Source organism: Nocardia sp. NPDC058499 (genome assembly GCF_042719915.1).
GTDB lineage: Bacteria > Actinomycetota > Actinomycetes > Mycobacteriales > Mycobacteriaceae > Nocardia.
The window spans coordinates 25323-38161 of sequence record NZ_JBHXMZ010000003.1; the positions used below are offsets into that span (position 1 = coordinate 25323).

Below are 12839 nucleotides of genomic sequence, written 5' to 3' on the forward strand. Positions count from 1 at the left end.
CGCCACAGACATCGAGGTCAACCAGGCGGCGGGCGGCGGCAAGCATCACGCCAGGACACACGAATCCTGTTCCCCAGTGGAACAATGCGATCAAGGCGTGGGAACTCGACGGGGAAAGTGCAGGCACGATATGACCGACGAACCGGAGACCTACATCGGACAGCGGGTGCGCCAGATACGCGCACGGCGCGGTATCTCCCAGCAGATACTCGCAGACCGGGCCGGATTGAGCCGATCGGTGGTCGCCAAATACGAGGCCGGAATACGGCCGGTCGATTCGCGCCGGACCTTGCTCGCGCTGGCCGGCGCACTCGGCTGCACGCTCGGTGATCTCACCGGCGGCGACGACCGAATAGACCCGGCCATCAGTGCATTTCACCGAGCCGTGCCGGATATCGAAACCGCGCTGTGGACACAGGGAAATATCACCGACACCCGCGCGCCGCGCACCCTGGATCAATTGGTGCCGGCCGTCGACCATGCATCGGCGCTACGACATGCCGGTGATTACGCAGCACTGGGCCCGCTGCTGCCCGAGCTGCTGACCGACGCCTATCGCCTAGCCGACGCCGGCAGCGCGCAGGCATGGGACCTCCTGGCTGCTGCCACCTACGGCGCCGCGTCTGCGCTACGGCAGCGCGGACACGGTGCATTGGCCTGGACGGCGGTGCAGGAGTCCGAGCGGGCGGCGCGGCACGCCGATTCACTCGCGCCGGTCGCTGCCGCCCAGTTCTTGAAGAGCCAGATTCTCGCCGCGCGCCCCGGCGCCCTTACCGCCGCGCTGGCCACCGTGAGCGATGTAGCCGAGCGGCTGACACCGGAGGCACGTACGCGCGGCGAACTGGAAACGGTCGGGATGGCGCGCCTACAGGTGGGGTTCGTTGAGACGCTGGCCGGGGGCAACGCACGGCCACACCTGGAAGAGGCGGCGGAGATCGCGACCCGGCTGCCCGATGCACCCGACGGTCACAGCACGGCACGCAATCGAACATTCGGACCGGCCAACGTCGCTTTGTGGAAAATGAGTTCCGCCGTAGAGCAGCGTGACCCGGCGGAGGTGCTACGCATTGCCGAACACCTCGACCCGGCCGGTCTGCCCAACAAAGTCCGCCACGCGCAGTTCTTTGTGGAACTGGGCCGCGCATACGCGATGAAAAGGGACCACCTCTCAGCGCTACACGCACTCCTTCGGGGCGAACACGCGGCTCCCCAGCAGGTACGTGGACTGGCGCCGGTACGCGAACTGGTGGGCGCAATGCTGCGGGAGGCGCGCCGCGACCTGACCACGGGAGAACTCGGCCGGCTGGCACAACGGGTAGGCGTAGTGGCGTAAACAGGTATTCGCGTCATCGCCGCCTGACGGCATATTCGGCACCCGCTCTACCGGAGCCGGCTCTGCCGAAGTTCGGTGCTCGGCCGGCTACCGCACAGATCAGAGCCGGTACGCCAATCTGGCCGAAGGGCATTCACCCGGGCGCCGTCGAGCAGCGGACATCATGGACAGCAGCTGGTCCGGCGGCTACATACCTGCCGCCCGGTGGACATCCGACGCCACATCCCGGCCGTCGGCGGCGCAGAACCACCACAGGTAATCGGCCCGGTTGCCGCACGGGCCAGAGCCTGTGTGGCAACCGGGCCGATGGCATTACCCGCTGCTGTCAGGCAGCGGACATGGTCGACAGCATCTGCATCAGCTGCGCCATACCCGCCGCTTCGTTGGCCGAAGAGCCCGGGGCGATCGGCAGATCCATCTGCACCGATTCAGCGGACGGGGTGGCCGGCTGCAGGGGCAGCCCGGTGTCGGCATTGGCTTGCGCGGCACCGGCTACGGCGCCGATCGCGATTGCCGCGACGGCGATGCTGCCCGACAGAACACGTTTCATCGTTTATCTCCCATTGATCTTTCCGCGGTGGCGGATTCCTCCCGACCCGTTCCCATCAAACTCGGTCGGCCCGGTGTCAGGCAAGCCACTCCGGTCATCGCATGACCCCGGTGTGTCCGGTGGAGTAGCGGCCGGGTTGCGGCCACACCGTCAAACCGTGCGGCCCCTGGCCGACCGGGATACGAGCCAGTAACTTCCAGTCGACGATATCGATCGCGTAGACCTCGTCGTGTTTGCGTCCGGACACCCAGAAGGTCCGGCCGTCGGCGGAGAGATTGCCCATGTCAGGACTACCACCGCCCGGCAGGAACCATTTGTGCACGAGGCCGTTGGCGGCGAAATCCCATACCGAGATACTGCCTTCGTCGCGGTTGGTGATGAGCATCTGTTTGGAATCACGGGTTACATACAGGCCGTGCGTACCGGCGCCGGTCGGGATGAACCCGGTGTTGTCGAAGGTCAGTGCGTCGAAGGTGTAGAGACCGCCCGCGTGCATATCGGCGACGAAGAAGGTGCGGCCCTCCGGGGAGAGTTTGACGTCCTGCGGCATTCCGTGCCGTCCGTGCGGTAGATCGATGGTGCGGACCAGCGTGCGCCCGGCGATATCGATCACCGACATCCGGCCGGCGAATTCGCAGCTCGCCAGGGCGAACCGGCCGTCGGCGGTGAAGTCCATATGATCGACCCCGGCGCAGTCCGGGACCGGGAGGGCATGTTTCTTCTCCCAGGTCACCGGGTCGTAGAAGTCGAGCGATTTATCCGCCTCGGCAACGACCAGCGCGTATTTGCCGTCGGGCGTGTAATACATGTTGTACGGATCGCGGACCGGGAAACTCGTGCCCGGCTTACCGGTTCGAGGATCGATCGGCAGCAGGCTGCCGCCGCCGATCGGCAGATCGTTGGTGACGTACAGGGTTTGCAGATCGTAGGACGGCACCACATGCTGCGGTTCCACCCCACCGGCCGAGAAGGTGTCGATCACTCGGAAGGTCGCGGGGTCGATCACCGAGACATCGTGGGATCGGCTGTTCGGCACATACACCAGTTCGCGCTGCTCGGCGACCGCCGGACTCAATTCCCGGTTGGCCGCGTAGATATCGTCGAAGCGCAGCGGTGGAGGCATCCCCGGCAGCAGATTCGACATATGTTCCGGTGGCGGTGGCGCGGCCGGAGAAGTTGCCGGGGTCCGGCTGGATTCGTCCGTCGATACCGCCTGCCCCGAAGAACAGCCCGTCACCGCAACGAGGACCGCAGCTGCCGCGGTGAGCCGGACCGAATGGTCACGCCGCAGGGTGGTTACTGACACCGATGTCCTTTCGTCCTGCCGAGTGTGTTCACCAGGTCGAAAGGAGATGCCTCGAGTCAGAGTCTCTTCCGGGCACATCGGTGGTAACACTCGAGCGCAATATGAGACAACAGTTCGTGCACGATTTCCGCATCCGGAAGCGTAGTGGAGAAATGGGACTGCTGTTCGAGACACGGGCATCGGATTCGCCGTGGGTGGAGTCGGTGTGGATCTGCCGGAGCGAACAGGTCACCGAGATGACCTCGGTGGCGACCGAGACCTGGGGGCTGGTGTTCTGGGAACAGGAGGGTCGCCGCTTTGCGGCGGTCACCGGACCGGAGAGCCGTACCGGTACCGCACCGGTGCCCGAAGGCGCGGAGTTCGTCGGTATCCAATTCGCGGTGGGGACATCACTGCGTACGACGGCGACGACCGCCCTGGTGGACGGTGGGATCGCACTACCCGAGGTGACCGGCCGGACCTTCTGGCTCGACGGCGCCCACCGCGAAACCCCTCGGGCCGACGACGCCGAGGCGCTCGTCGCCCGGCTCGTCCGGGAGGAAGTCGTGATCCGCGACCCGCTGGTCGCGGCGACACTGGCGGGTGCGCCACCGGCAGTCACCGAACGGACTCTCGAACGACGGTTCCGGGCGGCGACCGGCCTCACCCAGGGCGCTGTCCGGCAGATCGGACGCGCCCGCACGGCCGCACTCCTGCTGACGTCGGGCGAGACACCCGGCGATGTCGTCGGCAAGCTCGGTTACTACGACGAACCCCATCTCGCCCGCGCGCTACGCCGGTACGTCGGCCGGACCGCTCAGGAATTGCGCACCCGGGCCGGTGGCGCGCTCGCGCTCGATCCCGGTCAGTGCGCGACCTCGTAGACGAGTTTGGCCACTCCGTTGGAGTAGGTCGCCGAGTCCCGCAACCGCAGCGTCTGCTTATCGCGGTCCGACCGGGCGAACAGGCTCTTCCCCGCTCCGAGGAGCACGGGGAAAACCAGCAGGTTGTACCGGTCGATCAGATCGGCGTCGGCGAGGCGGCGAGCCAGTTCGGCACTGCCGTGGATATAGATCGCACCGCCGTCGGTCTGCTTGAGCTTCGCGACATCGTCGGCCGATCGCAGGATCGTTGTGGGACCCCACCCGTCGATCAGCGCATCCTCGCTCAGACCGGCCGAGACAACATATTTGGGCAGGTCCTTGTAGGCGGCGTGATCGTCGGAATCGCGCCAGACCGGGGCGAACGCCTCGTAACTGCGGCGGCCGAACAGCAACGCGGTCGTATCGGCCAGTTCCTCGGCTTTGAGCGAATACGCTTCGGGCACGAACTCGGTGTCCATCACCCAGCCGCCGCTGCGGTGCCCCTCGGCCGTACCACCGGGCGAGTCCACGACGCCGTCCAGCGACATGAAACCCGTGTAGACCAGTTCGCGTGTCATCAATTCCTCCAGGGCATGGGCATCGGATTCGGGCTGCCACCAGCCTAGGAAGAGCCGCTGCCGATGTCTTGGACGAAACCGACACCACCACTCGGCCGGGTCTACCCGGGGACGACCGGCCGGGCCGCTCGGGGCGAACCACAGTGGCCGGCCGAACGCTTCGGGGCAGCGTGGGACCCGCTGCCGGGCTGCGGTGTGGCGGAGGCCCGGTTGGCGGGGCGAGGCCGGACGCGGCGGGCGGTAGGCCGGTCGCGGCGCGCCGGGCCGTCGGCACGACGGGGCCGTTCGGCACGGTTCAGGAGGCGTTTACCGGCTCCGAGGTCGTCATGATCGGTACCGGCGGCGCCGAGCATCCGGGGTTGGTACGGCAGGGCCGGGTCGAGCTGATGTTCGAGGACGGTCACGGTCTCGGGGACCGCGAGTCGAGCGTCGGCCCGTAGATCGGCAGGACCGGGGCGGGAAACCTCCGCCGGTACAACGGCAGCGCGGGTGCTCGGCCGAATCGACTTCCGCATGCTCAGGGCGATCATCGCGGTGATCACGGCGACCACGCCGCAGACGAGTGCCTGATTCGTCAATGCGACGGTGGCCACCTGTGCCGTATCGGCACCTGATTCCCGGTCGCCGCCGAAGAGTCTGCCCAGGATATCGCCGAGCGCGGCTTTCAGTTCATCGTGCTGTTCGGTCATCGCGCGCAGCTCCGGCGCTTTGCCGTTGACATGCAGCAGCGCCGCCGGGACGAGTACGGCCTCGACCGCACCGGCACCGACCATCGCCGGCAATCCGATGCCGAAGAGCCGGTAGGAGCATGCAGCCGCCAGGGTGATCACCGCGGCCGCGGCGGCCAGGATGCCCCACAGCCCGCTGATGGAAACGACGCTCTCGGTGAGGCGTTCGCCGACGCTGCGGAGCCCGGAAACGGAGCCGTCGAGCCGGCCGAAAGCATCCGCCTGCACATCACCCTGTGGACCGGATGCCGTCAGCCAGGGCTGGAACAGCAGGATCAGGGTGAGCAGACTGAGCGCCGAAACGGACCAGAATTTCCACTCGGATGGGAATTGCGAACCCGGTCGATCGATATTTCCGACCCTGGGTTGTGGTGAGTATTCCGACGTATTTCTGGTCTCGACCCTGTGGTCCACCGTTTCGCCTTACCGCGCGAATGTCAGGGGTGCGGCATCGCATCTCGCCGCATCCCCGATGAGCCCTTGCCGCCCATCGACTTTCCCCAGACTAGAACACCACACCCGCAGGTCAAAGGTCGTTTGGGCGATAAAGAGAGCTGTGCCACAATACCTTTCGGTAACATAGCCGCGCGCCGATCCAACCATAGACCGGGCCATTCTTGTGAATTAGCTTGAAACAAGCGATATTCGGCACCGAATCGGCGCCCGACCGCTTCGCAACCCCGCACGTTCGTTGTGACCGGATACACGAACGGCACACCTTTCATATTTCGTGAGCGGGCACACCGCCACAGGAGCTCACCCGGCCGACCACTGCGGCCACTGCTCCACCGAGCTACCCACTGGGCGCCTACATCCGGCGGAGACTGTTCAACAGCGGCCGCTTTTATCAACCATACGGTTGACTAAACCTGCGCAACCGCTCTACCGTTGTAGTCAACCAAGTAGTTGAGGAAAGGTCTTATGGACGAATCCGGGGAACAGCTCAACCGCGTATTCGCGGCACTGGCGGACCCGACCCGGCGCGCTCTGGTGGCCCGGCTGGCGGCGGCGGACGCGACGGTGAGCGAACTCGCCGAGCCCTACGAGATGAGCCTGCAGGCGATCTCCAAGCACGTGAAAGTCCTCGAGGACGCCGGGCTGGTGACCCGGAGCAAAGAAGCCCAGCGGCGGCCGGTGCATCTGGACGCCGAGATATTCGACCTGATGACCAAATGGATCGAACGCTATCGCCGCACCGCGGAACAGCGCTACCAGCGCCTCGACGCGGTGCTGGCTCAGATGACCGACGACGAACAACCGCGGGTTTTCCCGCCGAAGGAGGCATCATGACCACAACCGGGTACGACACCAGGATCATCGCGGACGAGAAGGTCCCCACGATCGAGATCATCCGGGAGTTCGACGCGGAGCCCGCCCAGGTGTTCCGCGCGCATATCGACCCCGCGCTCTACGCACAGTGGGTCGGCCCGCATGCGCTGAGCACGAAAATCACCCGGTGGGACGCCCGCACGGGCGGCGCGTGGGCCTTCGCCAGCGAAAGCGACGGCGTGGAGATCGCCGCCTTCTACGGCAGTTTCCACGAGGTGCGGCCGTCCGAACGAATCGTGTGGACATTCACCTACACCGGCGAACCGGACGGGGTCGCACTGGAGACGGTGACCTTCGAGAAGGTCGGCGAGCGGCGCACCCGGTTGCGGACTGTGAGCGTTGTCGCGGATTTCGAGACGCGCGACGGCATGCTGGCGAGCGGGATGGACACCGGAGTGCGCGAGGGCTACGACAAACTCGACCACCTGCTGGCACCGGAGTCCGCACCACCCGCGGTCGCGGGGCCCGCGACCCGGCACTTCGAGGACGCGGCCCGGTTCACCGCACTCGTCGAATCCGCCTCGCCCGGGGATTGGGGACGCCCCAGCCCGGTGCCGGAGTGGACGGCGCTCGATATCGTGCGGCATCTGGTCGAGTGGTCGCGCGGGTTCCTCGGCGGCGCCGGAATCGAACCGGCCGCCCTGGATATCGCGAGCGACCCGGTGGCGGCATGGAAGCGGCACGTCGCCGATATCCAGGGCATTCTCGACAATCCCGCCGGCCGGGTACTCAGCAACCCGCACACCGGTGACCAGCCGGTCGACCAGGCGATCGATAACTTCTACACGCCCGATATCTGGATGCACACCTGGGATCTGGCGAAGGCCCTCGGCTACACGCCCGACCTGGGTGAGCAGCGCTGCCGCGCGGCACTCGAGGGGATGGCACCGATGGACCGGATGCTGCGGGAGAGCGGGCAGTACGGCCCGGCCGTGCCGGTCGGCGAGAACGCTACGGCGCAGGACAAGCTGATGGCCTTCATCGGCCGGGATCCGGCCTGGCAGCCGCCCGCCACCGAGTCCTGACAGGGGCGCCCGGGGACCGGAATCCGACGCGACTTTCCTCCCCGCGCACCCGAGGGCTCGGCCGAGGTGGTAGCGGTACGCTGCCGACCATGGCAGCCGAATCGAGCCCGCCGGCCGATGAGGGTTCTCTTCGGCCGGTGATATGGGTGGGTGCCGCGCTCGTCATCGCCACGCTCGGCGCCCGGACCCATCCATTCCATTGGACGGCAACAGCCTTGATCGTGACCATTGCCGGTGTCGCGCTCGGGTGGGCCGCCCGCCGGCCGGCCGAACCGATCTCGGCGGGACCGCGTATGCGGAATGGTTTGCTGCTGTGGTCGTCTCTACTCTCGGCGGTTTCGGCCTGGGAGCTGTTCGCATTGTCACGGCAGGAGTTGTGGAACGTCCCGGATCAGGCCCATCCCACCTTGTCCACACTGCTGGACCCGGCGCTCGAACAGGGTCCGGGCCGCTGGGCCGGCTGGCTGATATGGCTGGCCGCCGGGTGGCGGCTGCTGCGATGACCGACCGGGCGCTTGTTCTCGCCGGGTTCGCGGTGCTCGCTGTCCTGGGTGTGCTGGCGGAGCTCACGGCGCGCCACTCACAGCGCTGCACCACTCTCGGTGAAACCCTCCGCTTGTTGCTACGGTCCCGCGTGCTGCGCATACTCGTCATCCTGGTGTGGGCCTGGCTGGGCTGGCATTTCCTGGCCCGGTGAACGGGTGCCACATCCGCACAAATATGCGCTGACCAGGCTCGATGCAGTCAGCGCCCGGTGGTAGCGTTTTTGTATGAAGCTCGGTACCCGACCGGCGGGCCGGCCCGGTATGGGCGAACCGATATCGCCGGACCCGGTGCCGCCATGACGGTCACGATTGTGCTCGGTGGTGACGTCATGCTCGGCCGTGGCGTGGATCAGCTCCTGCCGCGTCCGGGGCATCCGGGATTACAGGAGCCGTGTGTCCGCGATGCCCGGCGCTATGTCGAGCTGGCCGAGCAGGCCAGTGGGCCGATCCCACGGCCCTACGGATTCACCGGGCCCTGGGGTGAGGTGCCCCGTATTCTCGACGAACTCGCGCCCGACGTACGGCTGGTCAACCTGGAAACCGCCATCACCGCGGACGGTAGTTTCGCGGCGGGCAAAGGGGTCCACTATCGCATGCACCCGGATAATCTTGCGGCGCTGGCCGCATTCCGGCCCGACGCCTGCGCTTTGAGCAACAACCATTCCCTCGATTTCGGTATCCGCGGACTCGCCGACACCCTCGAGGCGCTGCCCCGCGCGGGTATCCGCGCCGTCGGCGCGGGCGCGAACCTCGCTGCCGCGCAGCGGCCGGTGGCGGTACCGGGTCCCGGGGGCCACCGAGTACTGATCGCATCGATATCGACTCCGTCCAGCGGTGTCCCCGCCGGCTGGGCCGCCGGCCGCGACCACCCGGGAATCTGGGTGATCGACCATCCCTCCGCCCGGCACGCCGAGGAGGTGGCGGCCCGGTTCGCTCCACTCGCCCGCAGTGGCGATCGCACCATCGTGTCGGTGCACTGGGGGCCGAACTGGGGCTATGGAACCGGTCTCAGCGAGCAGGAGTTCGCCCATCGGCTGATCGACGCCGGCGTCGATATCGTGCACGGCCACTCCGCGCACCATCCCCGCGCGATCGAAATCTATCGAGGCAAGCCCATCTTGTACGGCTGCGGCGATATCGTCGACGATTACGAGGGGATCGGCGGCCACGAGTCCTACCGGCCGGAACTCCGGCTGCTCTACCTCATCACCCTCGATCCCGGCGGTCCCGCCGAAGTGCGCATGCTGCCGCTGCGCATCCGGCGTATGAAACTCGAACGAGCCGGGCCCGCCGACACCCAATGGCTGAGAAGCACGCTCCGCGATATCAGCGACCGGTTCGGTACGCGAGTCGGCACCGGTCCCGACGGTCTGCTGACCGCCTCTCGGTAGCCGTACCGGGAGCGCCCATACCGCCGGGCATCGGTGGGAGACGACCGGCGACCCGCGATTCGTCCCCTCGGGCATCTCACCGCCCGGTGCGTTCCCGGCCGGCGTGACCGCGTCAGGACCGTGGGCCCGGCCGGGCTCGCGGAGCGAGCATGCTCAGCCCACGGTATGAATTGTGCCGGGCAGCCGGCTCGGGTCGGTCAGGGACGGGTCCGGCTGCCGGCCCGAGGACGCCCATTCGGCGATGGTCTGCTGTACGGCAGGTGATTGCATCCCGGAGGGGTCCATGTAATAGGCCGCCCGCCGCATGGCCTGGGCGACCGCGGGATCGGTCGTGGCGGCCGCAACGGCGAACGCTTCGCCCGCAACGGCTTCCGGTGCCGGAGGGGTGTAATTCACGAACTCGGCGCCGGGAAAGAACGAGTCGGTGTTCGCGGCCATGGCGAAGGCGTAGTCGGTCCACGGCGCCAGCTCGGCCGCGAACTTCTCCGCGACACCGGTGACCGAGCCGTCCGCGGACGCGACGACCTGCGCGAGCAGGGAAGCACCGATGGCGGCGATCGTCATACCCTGCCCGTAGATCGGGTTGAAGGCCGCGACGGCGTCGCCGATGACGACGAATCCCTCGGGCCGCCGGTCCAGCTGCTCCCACAGCCTGCGCTGATTACCCGGCATTCGGTAGGTATCCGGCTCGGCGACCAATTCCGCGGCGCGCACGGCCCGGCCCAGGAGGGGGCTCGGGGCCTCGTCCAGGTAGTCGAGCAGTTCCGCGTACCCGGCCGGCGGGTAGTTCTTCGACATCCCCATGGCGGCCACGACATGCTGACCGTTACCGCAGGGCAGAATGGCCCCGCCTTTGAGATGCCGGGGATTCGGGGTGGCAGCGATTCCGCGGAACCCGTCCGGCAGCGTGCCCTCGGGGAAACGGACCACCATCGTGGCGTAACCGAGGTACGGCCGCACATGCTGTTCGGCCGGTGGTGCGTAGCCCAGTTCGCTCAACCAATTCGGCGCCTTGGATCCGCGGCCGGTTGCGTCGACCACAAGATCGGCGTCCAGTTTCTCGCCGTCCACGCCGGTCACCTTCACTCCGGTGACCGCGGTCCCGTCCGGCCCGGCCAGCAGCCCGGTGGCGATACCGTGCACCGCGCGCACCTCGGGCAGGGCCAGCACCCGCCGCCGCAGCACCCATTCGAAGGCCGGCCGGAGAAACCCGATGACGTCCATGCCACCGGCGACCCGGGTCGCCCAGCCCAGCGGGTACAGGACCGCGATATCGCGGTCGATCTCGTAGCGTTCGCAACCCTGCTCGAGAAGTTCGTCGCCGAACCCGGGGAGCAATTCCTCGATCCGCGTCAACCCGGCCGGCATCAGCTGATGCACCTGATTGCCCTGCGGCACACCGCGGCGCATCACGGCACCCTCGGAGAGCTGATCCCGTTCGACGATCGTGACGGTGTCGAAGGTCTTGCTCAACGCGGCGGCGGAAAGCAATCCGGCGACACTCGCGCCGAGTACCACGGCATGGGAAAGGGACATCCGAAGCCTCCGAGACAGATTCGACATCACAGACACGGCCACCGACCCGCCGCGCCGACCCCGGTGGCATGCCGAAGTCACGTTCGCCGACCGTACCCGATCCGCGCCGACCGACTGTATGAAGTCGTGTACTGCGCTACAGAACCATACTGCAGCGCAACGACATTCAGCGACCTACCCACCCGAGTTCGCCGCGGACCGCCGGAGGTCGCCGCCGCGCATTAGTGTGTCGAGGAGAATGTCCGGCGAGCAGGGAGCAACGATTTGAGCACCTATCCGGGCGGGTGGCCGCCGCCGCAGAGCCCGGGGCCGAACCGCCGGCTTCTCGTCGTGCTGCTCCCCTTGGTCGCCGTGCTGCTGGCCGGCGCCGCGGTCGGCGCCGGGTTGCTGGCCCGCAACGCGATGGCGGAGACGATCCCCGGTACCGCAGCGGCCGTCGGTACCGGCTCCGGCCCCGCGAACGTCCTGGCCGACGGCGCGGTCCGGATCGGCGAACCGGACGCCGAGGTGACCGTGCGGGTCGTCATGGACCTGCAGTGCCCGTTCTGTAAAGCCTTCGAGGACGCCAACGGCAAGGTGCTGGAGGACGCCGTGCGCGTGGGCACCGCGGCGGTCGAGTACAGCGTCATCTCCTTCCTCGACCGCGCCAGCACTACCGAGTACTCGTCGCGCGCGGGTAACGCGTCGTTCTGTGTCGCGAACTCGGGACTGGACAGGTACCAGGCCTGGCTGGCGGAAATGTTCGCCGAACAGCCGGCGGAAGGCGGCGCCGGCCTGCCCGACGGCGAGCTGATCGCTATCGCCGAATCCACCGGCTATCCGGATTCCGCGGTGGCGGAGTGCATCACCGAACGCCGGTACGACACCTACCTGCGTACAAAGACCGACGAGGTACTCGCCTCCAGCGTCAACGGCACCCCCACCGTCTACGTCAACGACGAGGAAGTCACCGATTCCGAGGCCCTGCTGGGCCAGGACGGCCTCGCCCCGGTCATAGCTGCCGCCCGCTGAGCGAATCGTCGTACAATAAGTCGTACGACTTCGAGAGGACGTCGCAATGGCCAAAGCGCTACCCATATCCACCGTTCGCCAGAACCTCTTCGGGCTGGTACAGCAGGTCAACGACGACCACGACACCGTGACCGTCGTGTCCAGGAGCGGCGAGAACGCCGTACTCATGGCCGAAAGCGACTACAACTCGCTGATGGAAACGCTGTACGTACTGCGTACCCACGGCGGTATGCGGTTGCTCCAATCCGCCGAGGACGCCCGCGCCGGCCGCACAGAAGCCCACCCACTCGTCGACCCGGACGACGAGTGATGCCCGGCGACCGGAAACTCACCTTCACAACCCAAGGCTGGAAGTCTTACACGAGCTGGCTCGCTACGGACCGGTCCGTGCTCAGAGGCGCGAACAAAATGATCGACGCCGCCCTGCGCGATCCGTTCGCCGGAATCGGCAAACCCGAACCACTACGGCATCAGCTCGCCGGGCACTGGTCGCGAAGGATCACCCAGGAGCACCGGCTGATCTACTTCGTCACCGATACAGAAATCGTTGTGGTGCAGGTGGGCTCACATTACGAATGCTGAACACTCGAGAAAACCGGCGGGCCCGATGACCCGACGACCCCGCGTAGCGAGGCGAAAGCCACCACACGCTTCCACTGGCCGAC

General features: G+C 67.0%; 15 protein-coding genes. 10 read left to right on the forward strand and 5 right to left on the reverse strand.

Going from position 1 to position 12839, the window contains the following annotated elements; translation table 11 throughout:
• The first annotated feature begins 130 nt into the window (after positions 1-130).
• Complete coding sequence (locus tag ACFWPH_RS10220) at positions 131-1333, forward strand: helix-turn-helix domain-containing protein (protein WP_378749573.1); 1203 nt, start codon at positions 131-133, stop codon at positions 1331-1333.
• A 325-nt stretch (positions 1334-1658) separates the two neighbouring features.
• Here ACFWPH_RS10220 and ACFWPH_RS10225 read toward each other — a convergent pair whose 3' ends face one another.
• A complete protein-coding gene (locus tag ACFWPH_RS10225) occupies positions 1659-1883 on the reverse strand; it encodes a hypothetical protein (protein ID WP_378749575.1) in 225 nt (74 codons plus the stop codon).
• Between the two features lie 94 nt (positions 1884-1977).
• Positions 1978-3189, reverse strand: a complete 1212-nt coding sequence (locus ACFWPH_RS10230; protein ID WP_378749577.1) for a hypothetical protein — start codon at positions 3187-3189, stop codon at positions 1978-1980.
• Positions 3190-3290: 101 nt separating this feature from the next.
• On the opposite strand from ACFWPH_RS10230, the gene ACFWPH_RS10235 reads away from it, so the two are divergent.
• A complete protein-coding gene (locus tag ACFWPH_RS10235; RefSeq protein ID WP_378749579.1) occupies positions 3291-4052 on the forward strand; it encodes a helix-turn-helix domain-containing protein in 762 nt (253 codons plus the stop codon).
• Here the strand turns inward: ACFWPH_RS10235 and ACFWPH_RS10240 are convergent.
• Together ACFWPH_RS10240 and ACFWPH_RS10245 are read right to left on the reverse strand one after the other, a co-directional pair.
• A complete protein-coding gene (locus tag ACFWPH_RS10240; RefSeq protein ID WP_378749581.1) occupies positions 4034-4609 on the reverse strand; it encodes a dihydrofolate reductase family protein in 576 nt (191 codons plus the stop codon). The two genes, ACFWPH_RS10235 and ACFWPH_RS10240, sit on opposite strands and share 19 nt — an antisense overlap.
• A 101-nt stretch (positions 4610-4710) precedes the next feature.
• Entirely contained in the window at positions 4711-5751 is a 1041-nt protein-coding gene (locus tag ACFWPH_RS10245) for a hypothetical protein (RefSeq protein ID WP_378749583.1), read from the reverse strand.
• A gap of 507 nt (positions 5752-6258) precedes the next feature.
• Here ACFWPH_RS10245 and ACFWPH_RS10250 point away from each other — a divergent pair.
• The 5 genes from ACFWPH_RS10250 to ACFWPH_RS10270 all read left to right on the forward strand — a co-directional run bounded on the left by ACFWPH_RS10250 (position 6259) and on the right by ACFWPH_RS10270 (position 9627).
• Positions 6259-6627: an ArsR/SmtB family transcription factor gene (locus ACFWPH_RS10250; protein ID WP_378749585.1), complete on the forward strand. Its 369-nt coding sequence runs from the start codon at positions 6259-6261 to the stop codon at positions 6625-6627.
• Positions 6624-7691: an SRPBCC domain-containing protein gene (locus ACFWPH_RS10255; RefSeq protein WP_378749587.1), complete on the forward strand. Its 1068-nt coding sequence runs from the start codon at positions 6624-6626 to the stop codon at positions 7689-7691. The genes ACFWPH_RS10250 and ACFWPH_RS10255 overlap by 4 nt, the downstream gene beginning before the upstream one ends.
• A gap of 89 nt (positions 7692-7780) precedes the next feature.
• Complete coding sequence (locus tag ACFWPH_RS10260; RefSeq protein ID WP_378749589.1) at positions 7781-8194, forward strand: hypothetical protein; 414 nt, start codon at positions 7781-7783, stop codon at positions 8192-8194.
• Entirely contained in the window at positions 8191-8388 is a 198-nt protein-coding gene (locus ACFWPH_RS10265) for a DUF6186 family protein (RefSeq protein ID WP_378749591.1), read from the forward strand. Before ACFWPH_RS10260 ends, ACFWPH_RS10265 begins: the two co-directional genes overlap by 4 nt.
• Positions 8389-8532: 144 nt before the next feature.
• Complete coding sequence (locus tag ACFWPH_RS10270; RefSeq protein ID WP_378749593.1) at positions 8533-9627, forward strand: CapA family protein; 1095 nt, start codon at positions 8533-8535, stop codon at positions 9625-9627.
• A gap of 153 nt (positions 9628-9780) precedes the next feature.
• On the opposite strand, the gene ACFWPH_RS10275 is transcribed toward ACFWPH_RS10270, so the two are convergent.
• Positions 9781-11163, reverse strand: coding sequence for an FAD-dependent oxidoreductase (locus ACFWPH_RS10275; RefSeq protein WP_378749595.1), 1383 nt, complete (start codon positions 11161-11163; stop codon positions 9781-9783).
• A gap of 264 nt (positions 11164-11427) precedes the next feature.
• Between ACFWPH_RS10275 and ACFWPH_RS10280 the strand changes: the two genes are divergently transcribed.
• The 3 genes from ACFWPH_RS10280 to ACFWPH_RS10290 are packed head-to-tail and all read left to right on the forward strand — an operon-like array spanning position 11428 to position 12756.
• Positions 11428-12174 (forward strand): DsbA family protein, encoded by a 747-nt coding sequence (locus ACFWPH_RS10280; RefSeq protein WP_378749597.1) that lies wholly within the window; start codon positions 11428-11430, stop codon positions 12172-12174.
• Between the two features lie 46 nt (positions 12175-12220).
• Positions 12221-12484 (forward strand): type II toxin-antitoxin system Phd/YefM family antitoxin, encoded by a 264-nt coding sequence (locus ACFWPH_RS10285; RefSeq protein WP_378749599.1) that lies wholly within the window; start codon positions 12221-12223, stop codon positions 12482-12484.
• Positions 12484-12756, forward strand: a complete 273-nt coding sequence (locus tag ACFWPH_RS10290; protein ID WP_378749601.1) for a Txe/YoeB family addiction module toxin — start codon at positions 12484-12486, stop codon at positions 12754-12756. The genes ACFWPH_RS10285 and ACFWPH_RS10290 overlap by 1 nt, the downstream gene beginning before the upstream one ends.
• Positions 12757-12839: the final 83 nt, after the last annotated feature.

Bases quoted from the DNA above. Each gene is read 5' to 3' on its own strand.
- ACFWPH_RS10285 (WP_378749599.1), top strand. From the start codon at position 12,221: ATGGCCAAAGCGCTACCCATATCCACCGTTCGCCAGAACCTCTTCGGG.
- ACFWPH_RS10270 (WP_378749593.1), top strand. From the start codon at position 8,533: ATGACGGTCACGATTGTGCTCGGTGGTGACGTCATGCTCGGCCGTGGC.
- ACFWPH_RS10250 (WP_378749585.1), top strand. From the start codon at position 6,259: ATGGACGAATCCGGGGAACAGCTCAACCGCGTATTCGCGGCACTGGCG.
- ACFWPH_RS10225 (WP_378749575.1), bottom strand. From the start codon at position 1,883: ATGAAACGTGTTCTGTCGGGCAGCATCGCCGTCGCGGCAATCGCGATC.
- ACFWPH_RS10275 (WP_378749595.1), bottom strand. From the start codon at position 11,163: ATGTCCCTTTCCCATGCCGTGGTACTCGGCGCGAGTGTCGCCGGATTG.
- ACFWPH_RS10290 (WP_378749601.1), top strand. From the start codon at position 12,484: ATGCCCGGCGACCGGAAACTCACCTTCACAACCCAAGGCTGGAAGTCT.
- ACFWPH_RS10220 (WP_378749573.1), top strand. From the start codon at position 131: ATGACCGACGAACCGGAGACCTACATCGGACAGCGGGTGCGCCAGATA.
- ACFWPH_RS10255 (WP_378749587.1), top strand. From the start codon at position 6,624: ATGACCACAACCGGGTACGACACCAGGATCATCGCGGACGAGAAGGTC.
- ACFWPH_RS10260 (WP_378749589.1), top strand. From the start codon at position 7,781: ATGGCAGCCGAATCGAGCCCGCCGGCCGATGAGGGTTCTCTTCGGCCG.
- ACFWPH_RS10265 (WP_378749591.1), top strand. From the start codon at position 8,191: ATGACCGACCGGGCGCTTGTTCTCGCCGGGTTCGCGGTGCTCGCTGTC.
- ACFWPH_RS10240 (WP_378749581.1), bottom strand. From the start codon at position 4,609: ATGACACGCGAACTGGTCTACACGGGTTTCATGTCGCTGGACGGCGTC.
- ACFWPH_RS10235 (WP_378749579.1), top strand. From the start codon at position 3,291: ATGAGACAACAGTTCGTGCACGATTTCCGCATCCGGAAGCGTAGTGGA.